Raw genomic sequence first — 16,712 nt, 5'->3', positions numbered from 1 at the left:
GGTATGGTCTCAGATCGGCACCCCGGCAAGCACCTTGCTGGTGCGGATGGTCTGCAGGGTCTGCACGCGGGTGACGTTGGGGGCGGCGGTCAGCCGTTCGGTGAGCTGGTTCTCGTGCGCGGCGTCGCGCGCGACCATGCGCAGCAGAAAGTCGCCGCCGCCGCGGATCATGTGGCACTCGCGCACTTCCTCCCAGCCGCCGACCAGCGCCTCGAACGCGTCGAGCACCGCCTGGCGCTGGCTGTCGAGCCCGACGATGGCGAAGAGCTGGATCTGCCAGCCGAGTTTCAGCGCGTCGGTCTCGGCGTGATAGCCGCGGATCAGCCCGGCCTCCTCCAGCCGGCGCACCCGGCGCAGGCAGGGCGGCGGCGAGATGCCGGCGCGGCTCGCCAGCTCCACGTTGGTCATCCGCCCGTCGGTCTGCAGCTCGGCGATGATGCGGCGGTCGATGTCGTCGAGGGGAGGGGCCTCGGCGGCGGAACGCGGCAGGGGCTGGCTGGCCGGGGCATGCGGCATGGATTTCACCGGTGGAAAGAGTTGATCGCGTGACAGAGATAAAAGGGTAATATAATTGCATTGCTTCGGAGTGTGAATGCGGTGCGACGAAAGGTGGAATTCCCGCCATCGCGCCCTTAACTCCGCATCAGAGGTGCATGAAATGGCGGATCAGGCTACGATCGAGACGAAACTGCTGATCATCGGCGCGGGGCCGGCCGGCTACACGGCGGGGATCTACGCCGCGCGGGCGAACCTCGCCCCGGTGATCGTGGCCGGGCTGCAGCCGGGCGGGCAGCTCACCATCACCACCGATGTCGAGAACTATCCCGGCTTCGCCGACGTCATCCAGGGCCCCTGGCTGATGGAGCAGATGCGCGCCCAGGCCGAGCATGTCGGCACCCGGATCGAATACGACATCATCACCGAGATCGATCTCTCCGCCCGCCCGTTCACCGCGCGCGGCGATTCCGGCACGCTCTACCGCGCCGACGCGGTCGTGATCGCGACCGGCGCGCAGGCCCGCTGGCTCGGCCTGCCGTCCGAGCGGCAATACCAGGGCGCCGGCGTCTCGGCCTGCGCGACGTGCGACGGGTTCTTCTATCGCGGCCGCGAGGTCGCCGTGGTCGGCGGCGGCAACACCGCGGTCGAGGAGGCGCTCTACCTCACCAACCACGCCACCAAGGTCACGCTGATCCACCGCCGCGACGCGCTGCGCGCCGAAAAGATCCTGCAGGACCGGCTGTTCGCCCATCCGAAGATCGAGGTGATCTGGGACCATACGGTGGAGGAGATCATCGGCGCGGGCACGCCGGCCGTCGTCACCGGGGCGCGGCTGCGCGACGTGAAGACCGGCGCGGAGCGCACGATCGCGGTGGAGGGCGTGTTCGTCGCCATCGGCCACGATCCGGCGACGGCGCTGTTCCGCGGCAAGCTCGACATGGACGAGGAAGGCTATATCCGCACCGTGCCGGGCACGGCGCAGACCTCGGTGCCCGGCGTCTTCGCCGCCGGCGACGTGCAGGACCGCGTCTACCGCCAGGCGGTCACCGCCGCCGGCACCGGCTGCATGGCCGCGCTGGAGGCGGAGAAATTTCTTGCGCACCACGCGCAAATCGAACAACAGGCTGCATGAGACGATATAAAAGACGGCCCCGAACGCGGCCGGGAAAGGGAAGCTCACCGTGACAGGCAATCACATGGACTGGGACAAGTTGCGCGTGTTTCACGCGGTCGCCGAGGCGGGCAGCTTCACCCATGCGGGCGATGTGCTCAACCTCTCGCAATCCGCGGTGTCGCGGCAGATTTCGGCGCTGGAGGAGGCGCTGGCGGTGCCGCTGTTCCACCGCCACGCGCGCGGGCTGATCCTCACCGAGCAGGGCGAGCAGCTCAACCGCACGGTGCGCGACGTCTTCGCCAAGCTCGCCATGACCGAGGCGCTGCTGGCCGAGAGCAAGGAACGCCCGGCCGGGCGGCTGAAGGTGACGACGACGCACAGTTTCGGCGTGGTCTGGCTCGCCCCCCGCCTGCGCGCCTTCCTCAAGCAGTATCCGGACGTCAGCATCTCGCTGCTGCTCGACGATGTCGATCTCGACCTCGCGATGCGCGAGGCGGATGTCGCGATCCGCATGCATCCGCCCCGCCAGCCCGACCTGGTGCAGCGCAGCCTGGGCGAGATTCGCTGGCAGATCTTCGCCTCGGAGGATTATCTGCGCGAGGTGGGCAAGACCCCCGAGCGGCCGGAGGATCTCGACGATCACCGCCTGATCCTGTTCGGCGACCGCAAGCCGCCGGTGGCAGACGTCAACTGGATCGCCAGCATCGGCCGGCCGGATGGCGCCGCCCAGCGCGCCGGCGCGCTGGAGGTGAACTCGCTGCAGGCCATGCTGGTCGCCATCCGCAGCGGCATCGGCATCGGCGCGGTGCCGGACTACCTGACGGAAGACACCACCGGCCTCGTCCGCATCCTGCCGGAGGTGAAGGCGCCGAAGATCGACATGTATTTCGTCTATCCCGAGGAATTGCGGAACTCGAAGCGCGTCTCCGTCTTCCGGGACTTTCTCGTCACCGAGATCGGCCGCCGCTGAACGCGCCGCCGCCCGCCGCGCGCGGGCGGCGGGCCATTGTCCTGGCCTCATGGGTGGGGCGCACGGCGGGAACTGGCGGGATCTTCCGCCCGGTGCCAGAGTTTCCGCCATGCGAATGGCACCCGACCTGACGTTTCTACCGGCATGTTCATGAGGGTCCCGCGCCAGGCGGCGGCATCGCGCTGGGCCTTGCTCGTGCTTGCGACCGTGGCGCTGTCCCTTCTGCTGGCGCGGGTGGGGGTGCCTTCCGCGGCGCTGTTCGCGGCGCTGTTCGTCGCCACCGCGCTTGCCCTGGCCGGGCTGGCGCCCGAGGGCGTGCCGCGCGGCGCGACGCTCGCGGCGCAGGCAGTGCTCGGCGTCGTCATCGGCGCGCTAGTCCGTGCCTCGACGCTGCGCGCGCTCGCCGCCCATGCGGTGCCGGTGGTGATCGTCACCTTCATCACATTGCTGGTCTCGATCGGCGCCGGGCTGCTGATGGGGCTGCGCCGCGATGTGGACGCGACGACGGGGGCGCTGGCGCTGACCACCGGCGGCGCCTCGGCCGTCGTGGCGCTGGCCGCCGAACTCGGCGCCGACATCCGCATGGTCGCGGTGGTGCAATATCTGCGCGTCGGCTTCGTCACCGCGACGATGCCGCTGGTCGCCGCCTTCGTGTTTCATGCCGCCGGGCATCCGGCGGCGGCGCCGCGGCCGGCCGGGCTGGCGGGGCTTGCCCTCGTCGCCATCGCCGCGCCGGCCGGCCTGGTGCTCGCGCGCCTCACCCGCATGCCGGCCGGGCCGCTGCTCGCCCCGCTGATCGTCGCCGCCGGGATCACCCTCACCGGCCGCACCGGCGGCGCGAGCGTGCCGTTCCCGATCGTCGATCTCGCCTATGCGGCGATCGGCTGGCAGGCCGGGGTGCGCTTCACCCGCGGCCGGCTCGCCGAGATCGGCCGCGCGCTGCCGACGGCGCTGGCGCTCATCCTGCTGGTGAACGTGATCTGCGCCGGGCTTGGCGTTCTGCTCGCGCATCTCGCCGGCGCCTCGGATTTCGACGGCTATCTCGCCACGCTGCCCGGCGGCATCTATGCCGCGCTGGCGATGGCGATCGCCGCCCGGACCGACGTGACCTTCGTGCTCGCCGTGCATGTGCTGCGGGTGGTGCTGGTGATGTTCACCATGCCGCTCTTCGCCCGCCTGCTGCGCCGCCGTGCCGGCTTGAGCGGCTGACTATTCCGCCGCCGCCGGCAGTCGCGGCGCGGCTGCCGGGGCCGGCGCGATGAAGGCGGCCTCGCGCTCCGCCCAGCGTGCCCCGGCGGCGGCGAGGTTGCGCGCCTTCACATGGCCGAAGCCGCGGATCTCGGCGGGAATCGCGGCCAGCGCCAGGGCGGCGGCGAAGTTGTCCTCGGCCAGCATCAGCGCGATCCGCCGCGCCGTGGTCTCGTAGCGGCCGATCAGCGCGCGCTCGCCCCGCCGCTCGGCGCTGTGGCCGAACGGGTCGAGCACCGTGCCGCGCAGCACCTTTAGCGGCGCCAGCGCGGCCAGCGCCTTCAGCATCCAGGGGCCGTATTCGCGCTTTTGCGGCAGGCCGGTCACCTTGTCGCGCCGGGCGAGCAGCGGCGGGGCGAGGTGCAGGCGGATATCCCGCGTGTCGGTGAAGGTGCGCGCGAGCTCGGCGCGGAATGCGGGACGGGAATACAGCCGGGCGACCTCGTATTCGTCCTTGTAGGCCATCAGCCGGTGCAGCGTGCGCGCCACGGTTTCGGCGAGTTCCGTCGAGTTTGGCCGCACCGCCCGCTCGGCCTCGCGCACGGCGGCGACCGTCTCGGCGAAGCGCGCGGCGTAGCGGCGGTTCTGGTAGGCGGCGAGATCGTCGCGCAGCATGTCGAACAGCGCGTCGAACCCGGAAGGCTCGGCCCCCGGCGGTGCCGCCACCGCCGCAACGGTGCTGCGGTCATGCGCCGCGGCGCGGCCCCAGGCGAAGGCGGCGAGGTTGAGGGCGACCGCCTGCCCGTTCAGCTCCACCGCCTGCGCGATCGCCGCCCGGCTCACCGGCACGAGCCCGCGCTGCCAGGCATAGCCGAGCAGGAACAGGTTGGTCGCGATCGCGTCCCCCATCAGCGCGGTGGCGATCGCGGTGGCCTCGATCGTGTCGAGATGCGCCTCGCCCACCCGGCGCGCGAGGGTCTGCCGCAGCCGCGCCATCGGCAGCGAGAAGGCGGGGTTGCGGGTGAACTCCCCGGTGATCGTCTCGTGCAGGTTGACCACCGCCCGGGTCTGTTCGCCGAGGCAGTCGAGCGTCTCCCGCTCGCCGGCGACCAGCGCGTCGCAGCCGAGCAGCAGGTTGGCCCGGCCGGCCGGCACCCGCAGCGCCTGCGCCACCCCGGCCGCCGCCCCGAAGCGCAGATGCGAGACCACGGCGCCGCCCTTCTGCGCGAGGCCGAGCACATCGACCACCGAAACCGGCGTGCCGTCGAGATGCGCGGCCACGCCGAGCAGCGCGCCGATCGTCACCACGCCGGTGCCGCCGATCCCGGCCACCACCATGTCCCATTCCGGCGGCGGCAGCGCGGGTTCGGGCAGGTCATCGGGCGGGGCGGCGCGCGTCGCCTCCGGCCGCTTCAGCCCGCCGCCATGCACGGTGACGAAGCTCGGGCAGAACCCCTCGACGCAGGAGAAATCCTTGTTGCAGGCGGATTGGTCGATCGCCCGCTTGCGCCCGAACGGGGTTTCCACCGGCACCACGGCGATGCAGTTCGACACCAGCGAACAGTCCCCGCAGCCCTCGCAGACGCGCTTGTTGATGAAGGCGCGCTTCGCCGGGTCGGCCATCGTGCCGCGCTTGCGGCGGCGGCGCTTCTCGGTCGCGCAGGTCTGGTCGTAGACGATCGCGGTGACACCGGGGATCTCGCGGATGGCGCGCTGGATCGCGTCCAGCTCGCGGCGATGGGATACGGTGACGCCGGGCGCGAGATCGGCAACACCCCGGTATTTCTCCGGCTCGTCGGTGACCACCTCGATCCGCCGCACCCCTTCGGCGGCGAGTTCGCGGGTGATCTGCGGCACGCTCAGCGGCCCGTCGACATGCTGGCCGCCGGTCATCGCCACCGCGTCGTTGAACAGCACGCGATAGGTGATGTTCACCCCGGCGGCGATGGCGGCGCGGATCGCGAGCAGGCCGGAATGGTGATAGGTGCCGTCGCCGATATTGGCGAAGACGTGCCGCTCGGTGGTGAACGGCGCCTGGCCGATCCAGGCCGCGCCCTCGCCGCCCATGTGGGAATAGACATCGGTCGCGCGGTCCATCCACGTCGCCATGAAATGGCAGCCAATGCCCGCCATCGCCCGCGAGCCCTCCGGCACTTTCGTGCTGGTGTTGTGCGGGCAGCCGGCGCAGAAATGCGGCACCCGGTGGGCGCCGAAATCGAGCGCGTGGCCGGCCTTGATCGTCGCGGCGAGGTGCGCGAGCGCCGCCTCCCGCGCCTCGTCCGGCAGGAGGCGCTGCGCCCGCCGGCCGAGCCCGAGCGTCACATCGGCGGCGGAGAGGTCGCTCTCGGCGCGGAACAGCGTGGCCCCGGTCTCGTCGCGCTTGCCGACGATGCGTGGCGCGCCGGCCATGCCGTAGAGGATCGCCCGCAGCTGGTCCTCGATCACCGGCGCCTTTTCCTCGACGACGACGATCTCCTCCAGCCCGCGCGCGAACTCCCGCACGATCCCGGGCTCGACAGGCCAGGTCATGCCGAGCTTGAGCACGCGGGCGAAGCCGAGCCCGAGATCGGCCCGCGCCTGCTCGACATCGAGAAAGGATTTCCCGGCGGTGACGATGCCGAGCCGCGCGCCGGGGGCGGGTTCGACGATGCGGTTGATCCGGTTGGCGGCGACGAAATCCATCAGCGCCGGCCGGCGCAGGCCGAGCACCCGCGCCTCCTGCGCCAGCACCGGCTCGTGCAGCCGCATCGCGACGCTGTCGGGGTCGATGTCCGGCAGGATGATCGGGACATCGAGGCCGGTCTCGACCGAGGCGGTGCAGTCGATGATTTCCTCGACCGTCTTGAACCCGACATAGAGGCCGGAATGGCGCGAGGCCGCCCAGCCATAAAGCCCGAGTTCGAGAATGTCCGCCACCGAGCTCGGCGCCAGCACCGGCACGCCGGCGGCGATCAGCGCCGGCTCGCTCTGATGCGCGACGGTGGAGGATTTCGCCGCATGATCGTCGCCCGCGACCACCAGCACGCCGCCGTGGCGGGTGGTGCCGGCGTAATTGGCATGCTTGAGCGCATCGCCCGAGCGGTCGACGCCCGGCCCCTTGCCATACCACATGGCGAACACGCCCTGGTGTGTGGCGCCGGGGAAGAGCGGGACGATCTGGGTGCCCCAGATTGCGGTCATCGCCAGGTCCTCGTTCACGCCGGGGCGGAAGACGATGCCCTCCGCCGCCAGCACCGCGGCGGCGGCATGGGCCTGGATGTCGACCGCGCCGAGCGGCGAGCCGCGATAGCCGGAGAGAAACCCCGCCGTGTTCAGCCCCGAGGCCGCATCGCGCCGGCGCTGCGCCAGCAGCAGGCGGATCAGCGCCTGGGTTCCGGTCAGGATCACCCGTCCGGGGCCGGGGCGGTAGCGGATGTCGAGCATGGTGTCGGCGGTCTTCATGCGGAATTTCCCCCGCCCGGCCTTTGCGCCGGGCTTTTTATCCGCTGCGAATTATGCGCCGCGTGATCGAAATTTGCGAGCAAAATCAGGTTTTTGTCCGGATCGTAACGGCTTGCCGATCGCTGCGCGCGGCGGTGCCGCGCGGCAATCCCGCTGCCCTCGCGCCGCGTGGATCGCGAAATTTTATTGCGCGGGGGACGAGGCGGCCCGGATGCCGCGCCGCATCATCACGGAAACGTGATTTCGCCCGCGCCGCGCGGCGCGGGGGCAAAACGTCAGTGGCCGATCGCGGCGGGTTCGGCGTCGGCCTCGTCGGTGTCGGTGCCGTCGGATGCCACGGTTTCGCGCAGCGGCGTGTCCTCCACCCGGATAGCCGCGACGAGGCCGAGCAGGGCGAAGCCGGCGGTGATCAGGAACGCCGCGTGGAATGCCGCCGGCAGCGCCGGGTTCGCCGCCATCGCGCGTTCGGCCGCGGCGCCCGGCGCGTCGATCTGCCGGCCGAGGCGCAGCAGCAGCACCGCGCCGGCGATGGTCGCGCCGAACGCGCCGCCCATCGCCCGCAGCAGCAGCAGCGTCGCGGTCGCGGCGCCGACATCGTGTCGGGTCGCCGCATTCTGCACCGCGACGAGGTTCGAGGGCAGGACGAAGCCGATTCCGAGCCCCATGACGAAGCAGTTGAAGACGACGAGGCCGAGCGGGGTCGCGCGCGGCAGCAGGCCGAGCAGGACGAAGCCGGCGGTGCCGACGACGAGGCCGCCGATGAGCAGCTTGCGCGTCCGCCCGGTGCGCCGCGCCACCTGGCCGGCGGCGTAGGCGCCGATCGTGCTCGCGATCATGAACGGCATGATGTCCCAGCCGGACTGCGCGGCATTGGCGCGGTAGACCAGCTGGAAGAACAGCGGCAGCAGGAAGATCGCCGAGAACATCGCCAGCGCCGTGAGGAACCCGATCCCGACCAGCCGCACGAAGGAGGCGCTGCCGAACAGCCGCATCGGCAGCAGCGGGACGGCGGCGCGCGCCTCCCACCGCCAGAGGGCGGCGATCAGCGCGAAGCCCGCCGCGAAGATGCCGATCACCGGCGCCGAAAGCCACGGATAGTTCCGCCCGCCCCAGGACAGGCCGATCAGGAAGGCGGTGACGGCGCAGGTGAGCAGGGCCGCGCCCTCGTAGTCGATCCGCCCGCCGCGTGCCACCGTCCTGAGCTGGCGCAACCCGATCTGGCTCAGCACCAGCGCGGCGAGGCCGAGCGGCACGTTGAACCAGAAGATCCACTGCCACGAGAGATGATCGGTCACCCAGCCGCCGACCACCGGCCCCGCGGTCGAGGCGACGCCCCAGGTCCCGGCCATGTAGGCTTGGTACTTGCCGCGCTCGCGCGGGCTGACCACGTCGGCGATCGCCGCCTGCGCGATCGCCATCAGCCCGCCGCCGCCCACCCCCTGCAAGGCCCGCCCGGCGATCAGCCAGGGCAGGGTTTCTGCCGTGGCGCAGACGCAGGAGGCGAGGACGAACAGCGCGATCGAGGGGATCAGGGTCTGCCGCCGGCCGAACTGGTCGGACAGCCGGCCGTAAAGCGGGGTCGTCGCCGTCGAGGTCAGCAGATAGGCCGTCACCACCCAGGAGAGATGGGAGAAGCCGTGCAGCCCCGCCGCCATCGCCGGCACCGCGGGGATCACCACCGTCTGGTCGATCGCCGCCAGCAGGATGCACAGGATGATACCGGAGATGACCTGAAGCCGTTGCCTGTGCGTGTATTCCATGGGTCCGTTCGGGTGGCGCCGGGAGGGGCGATGAAAACGAGGCGCGACAGATTGCGCCGGTCTCGCGCGGCAGACAACCGCGCGCGAGGGGCAGCAACCCTGTCATGCATCGCGCCGGAGCATTTGCAAGCCGTCCGGGCAGCGCTTAACCTATTCGTCAACATCGAGATCAGGGAAAGTTTTCGCTCCATGCCCCTCAGCCATGCCGAATCCCGGCAACTGCTCCACCTGCGCGACATCGCGATCCGCGGCTATCTGCGCGCCGACGGCCTCGTGGACATCGAAGCCCACATGAAGGACACCAAGACCTACAGTTTCGGCAATCACGACCGCGGGCGGATCAACGCCGGCGAGGCGCTGCACGGGATGGGTCTGCGCCTGACGATCGACGACAAGCTCACCGTCGTCCGCGCCGAGGCGGCGATGGACGACACGCCGCACGCGATCTGCCCCGGGGTGGCGCCGAACTTCGCCGCGCTGGCGGGGCTGACGATCGGCAAGGGCTTCCTCAAGGGGGCGATGGAGCGCGTCGGCGGCACGGCCGGCTGCACCCATCTGCGCGAGCTGCTCCAGCAGGTCGCCACCACCGCGATCCAGACGATGTTCTCGATCCGCGCCCACAAATCGGCGCGCGAGGGCGGCACCACCGAGGACCGCTGGGACATCCCGAGCGCCCTGCTCAATTCCTGCCACGCCTATAACGAGCAGGGGCCGCTGGTCGCCAAGGTTCGCGCCCGGGCGGAAGAGCGCCGGCGCGAGGCCGAGGCGGCGGCCGAATAGAGCGATGCACGCCGTCATCTTCGAGGTCAGGCCGAAGGACGGCCGGCTGGACGACTATTTCGGCCATGCCCGGCTGCTGCGGCCCGAACTCGAAGGGATCGACGGGTTCATCGAGAACATCCGCTATCGCAGCCTGACCCGGCCGGGCTGGCTGCTCTCGGTCTCGCTCTGGCGGGACGAGGCGGCGCTGATCGCCTGGCGCCGCCACGCCCTGCATCACCGCGCCCAGGAAGAGGCGCGGCGCGCGCTGTTCGCGGATTATCGCCTGCGCGTCGGGGTGGTGGCGGAGGCGGACTCCGCAGGCGTTTCGCTCCTCACCGCGCGGCGCGAGGGGGCGGCGGGCATGACGGCGGAGGCCCTGGCCCGCGACCTCGGGCTCGACCCCGCGGTGCCTGGCCTCGTCGGCTGGGACGTGTTCGAGGCCGTCCTCACCCCGGGCGATGTTTTGCTCCTCAGGAGCGGAACGGGAGCCGGGGCGGGCGAGGGGGCGTCGCACCGGCTGGTGCGCGTCATCCGCGACTACGGCATGACCGACCGGCGCGAGGCGCCGCAGCATTTTCCCGACGAAGCCGGCCGGGCCTGACGGCGGGGAAGGGGATCAGACCCCGAATTTCGCCCGCACCGCCGCCTGCTGTTCTGTCGTCAGCAGCCGCGGGTTGAGCCCGCGGGTGAGCAGGTGCAGCTTCGCCGTCTCCTCCAGCTCCTCCATCGCGAACACCGCCGCCTGGAGCGACGTGCCGGCGACGACCGGGCCGTGATTGGCCAGCAGCACGGCGCTGTGCTTGCCGGCGAGCCCGCGAATGGCATCGCCCACCGCCGGGTCGCCCGGCACGTGGAACGGCACCAGCGCCACCTTGCCGACGCGCATCATCACATACGGCGTCAGCGGTGGCAGCGCCTCCGCCGGGTCGATCTCCGGCAGCATCGAGAGGGCGACGGCGTGGGTCGAATGCAGATGCACCACCGCGCCGGCCTCTGGCCGCGTGTCGTACAGCGCGTCGTGCAGCGGGATTTCCTTGGTCGGCTTGTCGCCGGAAACCAGCCGGCGGTTCGCGTCGAGCCGGGCGATGCGCGCGGGGTCGAGAAAGCCGAGCGAGGCGTCGGTCGGCGTGCAGAGCCAGCCGCCATCCTCCAGCCGCACGCTGATATTGCCCGAGGAACCGGGCGTCAGCCCCCGCTCGAACAGCGACCGGCCGAAGCGGCAGATCGCCTCGCGCAGCGCGCTCTCGCTCATTCCGCCCGTTTCACCCCGTTGGCCTCGGCGATGAAATCGGCCAGCATCGGCACGAAATCGTCGCCCCGCCCGGCGCCCACCGCCTGGGCATAGGAATTGCGCACGGCGGCGGCGAGCGGGTTGGCCGCGCCCTGCGCCACCGCGAAGGCGTTGAGATAGGCGGTGTCCTTCAGCGCGTTGTTCAGCGTGAACTTGTGGGCGTTGCGGTCGCGCCCGACCACGTATTGCATGAAGGTCTGGTAGAAGCCGCAATCCATCCGCCCGCCGGCGATCACGCTGTGGAAGGTCTCGGCCGAAAGCCCGGCCTTGGCGCCGAGCATCAGCGCCTCGGCATAGAGCGCGCCATAGCCCATCGAGAGGAAGTTGTTCAGCAGCTTCATCGTGTGGCCGGTGCCGGTCTGCCCGGTATGGATCACGCGCTGGGCGAAGGTGTCGATCACCGGGCGCACGCGGGCGACATCCTCGGCGGCGCCGCCGATCATCACGTCGAGCGTGCCTTCCCAAGCGTCCTTCGGCGTGCGGCCGAGCGGGGCGTCGAGCAGGGTGATGTTGCGCGCAGCGAGGCTCTCGGCGAGCGGCACCGTGACCGACGGATCGGAGGTCGAGCAGTCGACGATGGTGAGCGTCCGGCCGGCGGCGGCGAGGCCGTTTTCCCCCTCGGTCACGGCGCGCACCTGCGGGCTGCCGGTGACGCAGAGGAACACGATGTCGCTCGCCTCGGCGATTTCGCGCGGGGTTTTCGCTTCCTTCGCGCCGCGGCCGATCAGGTCCTCGACCGGGGCGCGGTTGCGGTGCGCCATCACCGTGAGGGCGTAGCCGGCCTCGACGATGTTCTTCGCCATGCCGTGGCCCATGAAGCCGACGCCGATGAAGCCGATGGAGGGTTTTGATCCGCTGCCCGACATTCCTGTTTCTCCCGATATCCGACCGCTCCTGTATAGGAGCGGCGCGGTGGTAGCGCAACCAGGTTCTGACAGCGCTACCATCTTGCATGGGACGCCGATCTCCGCGATAGTCGCGGCATGAGAGGAACCCGCGCACGCGGTGCCACGGCCGATGAAGCGAAACAGGCGACGGGCGAGGCCTGCGCGGCGCCGCGCCGCACCCGCCGCCGGCGCGCCGCCGTGACGCTGAACGAGGTCGCGGCGGGCGCGGGGGTTGCGCCGATCGCCGTCTCCCGCGCGCTCAACAATCCGGCCTCCGTCTCCCCGGCCCTGCGGAGCCGCATCGAGCAGGCGGTCGAGCAGCTCGGCTACGTGCCGAACCGCATGGCCGGCGCGCTCGCCTCGGCGCGCACCCGCGTCATCCCGGTCATCGTGCCCTCGCTCTCCAATGTCGTCTTCGTCGAGGTGATCGAGGGCATCCAGGAAGCGGTCGAGGCGCAAGGCTACCAGATGCTGCTCGGCAGCACCGGCTACGATCTCGGGCACGAGGCGGCGCTGGCCGCCACCCTGCTCGGCTGGGCGCCGCCGGGCATGATGGTCGCCGGCCTGCGGCACGAGACGCGCACCGCGACGCTGCTGCGCAACGCCGGCATCCCCATCGTCGAATTCATGGAAACCGGCCGCGCGCCGATCGACATGAATGTCGGCCTCTCGCATGTTCGGGCCGGTGCCGCGATGGCCGAGCACCTGCTCGCGCGCGGCTACCGGCGCATCGGCTTCGTCGGCCTGCGCATGAAGGACGATTACCGCGCCCGCCAGCGCTATGACGGGTTGCGCCGCCAACTCGCCGGGAAGGCGGCCGTCGTGCTGTTCGACCGCGAGGGCGGGGCCGGGCAGGGCGGCGGCCAGCAGGTCGGCTGGGACGCGCTGCCGGACCTGCTCGCCATCACCCCGGCGCTCGACGCGCTGTTCTTCGCCAATGACGAAATGGCCGTCGGCGCCCTGCTGCGGGCGCGGCGCGACGGGACCGACGTGCCCGGCCGCATCGCCATCGCCGGCTTCAACGGCCTGCCGATCGCGGCGCTGACGACGCCGACGCTGACCACCATCGTCTCGCCCCGCAAGCAGATCGGCCGCGAGGCCGCCGCCATGCTCCTTGCCCGGATCGCCGGGCGGGAGCCGACCACCCGCCGCCTCGATGTCGGTTTCACGCTCGAGGCGGGCGGCAGCACATGAGATTCAGGAGAACGGCATGACCATCGCTTCAGCGGACGGACGGCAATGAGCGCGGGCGAGGGCAGGGCGGCCGCCGTCATCGGCCTCGGCTCGATGGGGGGCGGCATGGCCGCCGCCCTGCTGCGCGCCGGATTCTCGGTCCGCGGCTTCGACGTCGTTCCCGCCAATCTCGAGCGTCTCGCTGCCGCCGGCGGTGCGCCGGCCGCATCCCCCGAGGCCGCCGCGCGCGGTGCGGAGATCGTCGTCAGCGTCGTCGTCAATGCCGAGCAGACCGAGGCGGTGCTGTTCGGCGCGGCCGGCTGTGCCGCGGCGATGGCGCCGGGCGCGGTCTTCATCTCCTGTGCGACGATGGCGCCGGAGGCCGTCCGCGCCCTGGCCGCCCGGCTGGAGGCGATGGGCATCCACTATCTCGACGCGCCGATCAGCGGCGGCACCGCCCGCGCGGCGGAGGGAAAACTCACCATCATGGCCTCGGGGAGCAAAGCGGCCTTCGCCGCCGCCCGCCCCGCGCTCGACGCGATGGCCGCCACCATCCACGAGCTGGGCGACGAGCCGGGCACCGGCGCCGGCTTCAAGATGGTCAACCAGCTCCTCGCCGGCGTGCACATCGCCGCCGCCTGCGAGGCCGTCGCCTTCGCCGCCTCGATGGGCCTCGACCTGCGCCGCGTCTACGAGGTGATCACCGGTTCCGCCGGCAACAGCTGGATGTTCGAGAACCGCGTCCCCCACATTCTCGATGCCGACTACGCCCCGCGCAGCGCGGTGGACATCTTCACCAAGGATCTCGGCATCGTGCTCGACATGGCGCGGCGCGGCCGGATGCCGGTGCCGATGGCCTCCGAAGCGCTGCAACTCTTCCTGATGACCGCCGCCGCCGGCATGGGGCGGGACGACGATGCCTCCGTCGCCCGGCTCTTCGCCCGCATCGCGCCGATCTCGCTGCCCGAACCGTCCTGACCCCATCTGCCTGATCCGGAGGGCCCCATGCCCCGCTTCGCCGCCAATCTCTCGATGATGTTCAACGAGGTTCCGTTCCTCGACCGCTTCGCCGCCGCCGCGGATGCGGGGTTCGATGCCGTCGAGTTCCTCTTTCCCTATGAACACCGGCCGGAGGAAATTGGCGCCCGCCTCGCGAAGCACGGGCTGACCCAGGCGCTGTTCAACCTCCCGCCGGGCGACTGGGCGGGCGGCGAGCGCGGCCTCGCCGCACTGCCCGGCCGCGAGGAGGAGCTTGCCGCCGGCACCGCCCGCGCGCTCGACTATGCGGCGGCGACGGGTGTGACCCGCCTGCACCTGATGGCCGGAATCGCCGACCCCGCCGACCCCGCCGCCCGCGCGCGCTATCGCGACGCCGTCATCCGCACCGCCGAGACGCTGGCCCATCACGGCATCGACCTGCTGCTGGAGCCGATCAACGGGCGCGACATGCCGGGCTATTTCCTCAACGATATCGACGCGGCGGCCGCGTTCATCGCGGGCCTCGGCATCGGCAATGTCCGCCTCCAGTTCGACATCTATCACTGCCAGATCATCCACGGCGACGTGACGATGCGGCTGCGCCGGCTGATCCGCCAGATCGGCCATGTGCAGATCGCCTCGGTCCCCTCGCGCCACGAGCCGGATGGCGAGGAGCTGAACTATCCCTTCCTCTTCGACGAGCTGGACCGGCTCGGCTATGCCGGCATCGTCGGCTGCGAATACCGCCCGCGCGGCCGCACCGAGGACGGCCTCGCCTGGTTCGCGGGGCGCGGACGATGAGCCTGCGCCTCGCCTGCATCGCCGACGACTATACCGGCGCCTCCGACCTTGCCAACACGCTCAGCCGCAACGGCCTGCGCACGGTGCAGACCATCGGCATCCCCGCCGATGGCCTTGCCCTGCCGGAGATCGACGCCATCGTCGTCGCCTTCAAGATCCGCTCGGTGCCGGCGCGGGAGGCCGCCGCCGCCGCCCTCGCCGCCGCCGAGTATTGCACGGCCCGGGGGGCCGGGCATGTCATGTATAAAATCTGCTCCACCTTCGATTCGACCGACGCGGGCAATATCGGCCCGGTGACCGAGGCGCTGGCGGCCCGTGCCGGCGGCCTCTCCGTGCCGGTCTGCCCGGCCTTTCCCGAAACCGGCCGCACCGTCTACCAGGGGCATCTCTTCGTCGGCGCCGTGCCGCTCGCCGAAAGCCCGCTCAAGGACCATCCGCTCAACCCGATGCGGGATTCCAACCTCCTCCGCGTGCTCGCCCGCCAGTCATCCCGCCCGGTCGGCCTCGTGCCGTTCGAGGTCGTCGAGCGCGGGGCGGCGGCGATTTCGGCGGCGCTCGATGCGGCTTTGGGCGAGGGCAGGGGGGCCTGCATCGTCGATGCCATCGCCGAGCGGCATCTTCTCGCCCTGGGCGAGGCGGCGCTGCGCCGCCCGGTCTCGACCGGCGCGTCCGGCCTCGGCCTCGGCCTCGCCCGCGCCATCGCCGGCGGCGCCGCACCGGCCGCCGCCCCCGATTTCCCCGCGCCGGAAGGGCCGGCCGCAATCATCGCCGGCAGCTGCTCGGCGGCGACGCTGGACCAGATCGCGGCGGTGAGGGGGCGGATACCGATCTGCCATCTCGACGCCGACTCCCTGCTCGCGGGCGACATGTCCGCCGCCCTCGACTGGGCCGGTGAACTGCTCGATTCCGGCCCCGTCCTGCTCGCCAGCTCGGCGACGCCGGAAGCGGTCGCGGCGCTGAAATCCGCCCATGGCGCCGAGGTCGGCGCGCGGATCGAAGCCGCCCTCGCCACCCTCGCCGCGGGGCTCGCCGATCGCGGTGTGCGCCGCCTGATCGTCGCCGGCGGTGAAACCTCGGGCGCGATCGTCGACCGTCTCGGCATCCCCGCCTTCGAGATCGGCGCCGAAATCGCCCCCGGCGTGCCGCTGCTGCGCAGCATCGAGCCCGAGCCGCGTCTCTTCGCCCTCAAATCCGGCAATTTCGGTGGCCCCGATTTTTTCCCCCGCGCCCTCGCCGCCATGGGAGTTGCGCCGACGCCCGGCGCGGACTAAATCTCGGCTCGCGCCATGCGGGTATGATGTAATGGTAGCCTGTCAGCTTCCCAAGCTGAACGTGCGGGTTCGATTCCCGCTACCCGCTCCAGCGCGATCCCCTTGCTTCCTGCCCGAATTGCCGCCGCTGTGATGACCCGGCTTGTTTCGGGTCGGGACGCGTGCTGCCGGGCGCTCCATTGTCCGTTCGGTCGCGGCGGGAGGACCGGGTCGTGAAATGGCGTCTGAAGCGCGCCGCGCCGAGCCGCGCGAGGCCGGTGCTCGGGATGTCGTCATGGGTCGTGCCGGCTTCGGACAGCGTCGTGGCGCCGGCAAGACCGTCCAGCGCCGCGAAGGGCGCTTGCAGGTGATCGTCCTGTAGATCGCGGTTGGCGTCGGTCCGGCACGATAACGGCAGCGGCGCCCCCGGAGCACGATCCGACCGTTCCGGATCTGATCGTGCTCCATGATGTTGATCATCAGAGTGTCTTTATCCGATCGGATGATGCTCCAGGACCAGAAAGGCCGCGCGCTCCGCGATTCACCGCTGCACGTATAGCCGTCGCATCAATCTGTCTCTCCGAATGATCCCACCTTTC

The 16,712-nt window shown here is 71.1% G+C and carries 16 protein-coding genes and 1 tRNA gene; 12 read left to right on the top strand and 5 right to left on the bottom strand.

The window, feature by feature from the left end:
* Window positions 1-9: 9 nt before the first annotated feature.
* The gene (locus ACMV_RS13730) at window positions 10-516 is read right to left on the bottom strand and encodes an Lrp/AsnC family transcriptional regulator (RefSeq protein ID WP_012040065.1); all 507 of its coding nucleotides are present in this window, start codon (window positions 514-516) and stop codon (window positions 10-12) included.
* Window positions 517-658: 142 nt separating this feature from the next.
* Here ACMV_RS13730 and trxB point away from each other — a divergent pair, with 142 nt between their 5' ends.
* The 3 genes from trxB (at window position 659) to ACMV_RS13715 (ending at window position 3,791) form a co-directional block, all read left to right on the top strand.
* Window positions 659-1,630 (top strand): thioredoxin-disulfide reductase, encoded by a 972-nt coding sequence (gene trxB, locus ACMV_RS13725; protein ID WP_172637332.1) that lies wholly within the window; start codon window positions 659-661, stop codon window positions 1,628-1,630.
* A gap of 64 nt (window positions 1,631-1,694) precedes the next feature.
* Window positions 1,695-2,582 (top strand): LysR family transcriptional regulator, encoded by an 888-nt coding sequence (locus ACMV_RS13720; protein WP_007421320.1) that lies wholly within the window; start codon window positions 1,695-1,697, stop codon window positions 2,580-2,582.
* A gap of 150 nt (window positions 2,583-2,732) precedes the next feature.
* The gene (locus ACMV_RS13715; RefSeq protein WP_231844426.1) at window positions 2,733-3,791 is read left to right on the top strand and encodes an AbrB family transcriptional regulator; all 1,059 of its coding nucleotides are present in this window, start codon (window positions 2,733-2,735) and stop codon (window positions 3,789-3,791) included.
* Here the strand turns inward: ACMV_RS13715 and ACMV_RS13710 are convergent, their stop codons facing one another.
* Entirely contained in the window at window positions 3,792-7,211 is a 3,420-nt protein-coding gene (locus ACMV_RS13710) for an indolepyruvate ferredoxin oxidoreductase family protein (RefSeq protein ID WP_013640824.1), read from the bottom strand.
* On the opposite strand from ACMV_RS13710, the gene ACMV_RS20900 reads away from it, so the two are divergent.
* Window positions 7,192-7,452, top strand: a complete 261-nt coding sequence (locus ACMV_RS20900) for a hypothetical protein (protein ID WP_148360988.1) — start codon at window positions 7,192-7,194, stop codon at window positions 7,450-7,452. The genes ACMV_RS13710 and ACMV_RS20900 overlap by 20 nt on opposite strands.
* Window positions 7,453-7,486: 34 nt before the next feature.
* On the opposite strand, the gene ACMV_RS13705 is transcribed toward ACMV_RS20900, so the two are convergent.
* The gene (locus ACMV_RS13705) at window positions 7,487-8,971 is read right to left on the bottom strand and encodes an MDR family MFS transporter (protein WP_013640823.1); all 1,485 of its coding nucleotides are present in this window, start codon (window positions 8,969-8,971) and stop codon (window positions 7,487-7,489) included.
* A gap of 189 nt (window positions 8,972-9,160) precedes the next feature.
* On the opposite strand from ACMV_RS13705, the gene ACMV_RS13700 reads away from it, so the two are divergent.
* Together ACMV_RS13700 and ACMV_RS13695 are read left to right on the top strand one after the other, a co-directional pair.
* Window positions 9,161-9,751, top strand: a complete 591-nt coding sequence (locus ACMV_RS13700) for a DUF2889 domain-containing protein (protein WP_007423225.1) — start codon at window positions 9,161-9,163, stop codon at window positions 9,749-9,751.
* 4 nt (window positions 9,752-9,755) lie between these two features.
* Window positions 9,756-10,334 (top strand): antibiotic biosynthesis monooxygenase family protein, encoded by a 579-nt coding sequence (locus ACMV_RS13695; protein WP_012040058.1) that lies wholly within the window; start codon window positions 9,756-9,758, stop codon window positions 10,332-10,334.
* A 15-nt stretch (window positions 10,335-10,349) separates the two neighbouring features.
* Here the strand turns inward: ACMV_RS13695 and otnC are convergent, their stop codons facing one another.
* Together otnC and ACMV_RS13685 are read right to left on the bottom strand one after the other, a co-directional pair.
* On the bottom strand, window positions 10,350-10,985 hold the full coding sequence (otnC, locus tag ACMV_RS13690) for a 3-oxo-tetronate 4-phosphate decarboxylase (protein WP_013640822.1): 636 nt from the start codon (window positions 10,983-10,985) through the stop codon (window positions 10,350-10,352).
* Window positions 10,982-11,890, bottom strand: coding sequence for an NAD(P)-dependent oxidoreductase (locus tag ACMV_RS13685; protein ID WP_007423222.1), 909 nt, complete (start codon window positions 11,888-11,890; stop codon window positions 10,982-10,984). Before ACMV_RS13685 ends, otnC begins: the two co-directional genes overlap by 4 nt.
* A gap of 117 nt (window positions 11,891-12,007) precedes the next feature.
* Here ACMV_RS13685 and ACMV_RS13680 point away from each other — a divergent pair, with 117 nt between their 5' ends.
* The 6 genes from ACMV_RS13680 (at window position 12,008) to ACMV_RS20895 (ending at window position 16,495) form a co-directional block, all read left to right on the top strand.
* Entirely contained in the window at window positions 12,008-13,105 is a 1,098-nt protein-coding gene (locus tag ACMV_RS13680; RefSeq protein ID WP_013640821.1) for a LacI family DNA-binding transcriptional regulator, read from the top strand.
* 45 nt (window positions 13,106-13,150) lie between these two features.
* Window positions 13,151-14,062: an L-threonate dehydrogenase gene (ltnD, locus tag ACMV_RS13675; RefSeq protein ID WP_012040055.1), complete on the top strand. Its 912-nt coding sequence runs from the start codon at window positions 13,151-13,153 to the stop codon at window positions 14,060-14,062.
* A 27-nt stretch (window positions 14,063-14,089) separates the two neighbouring features.
* Window positions 14,090-14,863 carry a 2-oxo-tetronate isomerase gene (gene otnI / locus ACMV_RS13670; protein ID WP_013640820.1) on the top strand — a complete coding sequence of 258 codons (774 nt, stop codon included), beginning with the start codon at window positions 14,090-14,092 and terminating at the stop codon, window positions 14,861-14,863.
* Entirely contained in the window at window positions 14,860-16,134 is a 1,275-nt protein-coding gene (gene otnK, locus ACMV_RS13665; RefSeq protein ID WP_013640819.1) for a 3-oxo-tetronate kinase, read from the top strand. The genes otnI and otnK overlap by 4 nt, the downstream gene beginning before the upstream one ends.
* Before the next feature lie 17 nt (window positions 16,135-16,151).
* Window positions 16,152-16,225, top strand: a tRNA-Gly gene (locus ACMV_RS13660).
* Window positions 16,226-16,351: 126 nt separating this feature from the next.
* Window positions 16,352-16,495, top strand: coding sequence for a hypothetical protein (locus ACMV_RS20895; RefSeq protein ID WP_154653546.1), 144 nt, complete (start codon window positions 16,352-16,354; stop codon window positions 16,493-16,495).
* Window positions 16,496-16,712: the final 217 nt, after the last annotated feature.

The sequence above is a fragment of the Acidiphilium multivorum AIU301 genome (genome assembly GCF_000202835.1).
Taxonomy (GTDB): Bacteria; Pseudomonadota; Alphaproteobacteria; order Acetobacterales; family Acetobacteraceae; genus Acidiphilium; species Acidiphilium multivorum.
Note: the sequence above shows the minus strand (reverse complement) of the source record. Positions and strands in the feature narration are given on the sequence as shown.

Coding starts and splice junctions, on each gene's coding strand:
- ACMV_RS13730 (WP_012040065.1), bottom strand. CDS start 516: ATGCCGCATGCCCCGGCCAGCCAGCCCCTGCCGCGTTCCGCCGCCGAG.
- trxB (WP_172637332.1), top strand. CDS start 659: ATGGCGGATCAGGCTACGATCGAGACGAAACTGCTGATCATCGGCGCG.
- ACMV_RS13720 (WP_007421320.1), top strand. CDS start 1,695: ATGGACTGGGACAAGTTGCGCGTGTTTCACGCGGTCGCCGAGGCGGGC.
- ACMV_RS13715 (WP_231844426.1), top strand. CDS start 2,733: ATGAGGGTCCCGCGCCAGGCGGCGGCATCGCGCTGGGCCTTGCTCGTG.
- ACMV_RS20900 (WP_148360988.1), top strand. CDS start 7,192: ATGGTGTCGGCGGTCTTCATGCGGAATTTCCCCCGCCCGGCCTTTGCG.
- ACMV_RS13710 (WP_013640824.1), bottom strand. CDS start 7,211: ATGAAGACCGCCGACACCATGCTCGACATCCGCTACCGCCCCGGCCCC.
- ACMV_RS13705 (WP_013640823.1), bottom strand. CDS start 8,971: ATGGAATACACGCACAGGCAACGGCTTCAGGTCATCTCCGGTATCATC.
- ACMV_RS13700 (WP_007423225.1), top strand. CDS start 9,161: ATGCCCCTCAGCCATGCCGAATCCCGGCAACTGCTCCACCTGCGCGAC.
- ACMV_RS13695 (WP_012040058.1), top strand. CDS start 9,756: ATGCACGCCGTCATCTTCGAGGTCAGGCCGAAGGACGGCCGGCTGGAC.
- otnC (WP_013640822.1), bottom strand. CDS start 10,985: ATGAGCGAGAGCGCGCTGCGCGAGGCGATCTGCCGCTTCGGCCGGTCG.
- ACMV_RS13685 (WP_007423222.1), bottom strand. CDS start 11,890: ATGTCGGGCAGCGGATCAAAACCCTCCATCGGCTTCATCGGCGTCGGC.
- ACMV_RS13680 (WP_013640821.1), top strand. CDS start 12,008: ATGAGAGGAACCCGCGCACGCGGTGCCACGGCCGATGAAGCGAAACAG.
- ltnD (WP_012040055.1), top strand. CDS start 13,151: ATGAGCGCGGGCGAGGGCAGGGCGGCCGCCGTCATCGGCCTCGGCTCG.
- otnI (WP_013640820.1), top strand. CDS start 14,090: ATGCCCCGCTTCGCCGCCAATCTCTCGATGATGTTCAACGAGGTTCCG.
- otnK (WP_013640819.1), top strand. CDS start 14,860: ATGAGCCTGCGCCTCGCCTGCATCGCCGACGACTATACCGGCGCCTCC.
- ACMV_RS20895 (WP_154653546.1), top strand. CDS start 16,352: ATGGCGTCTGAAGCGCGCCGCGCCGAGCCGCGCGAGGCCGGTGCTCGG.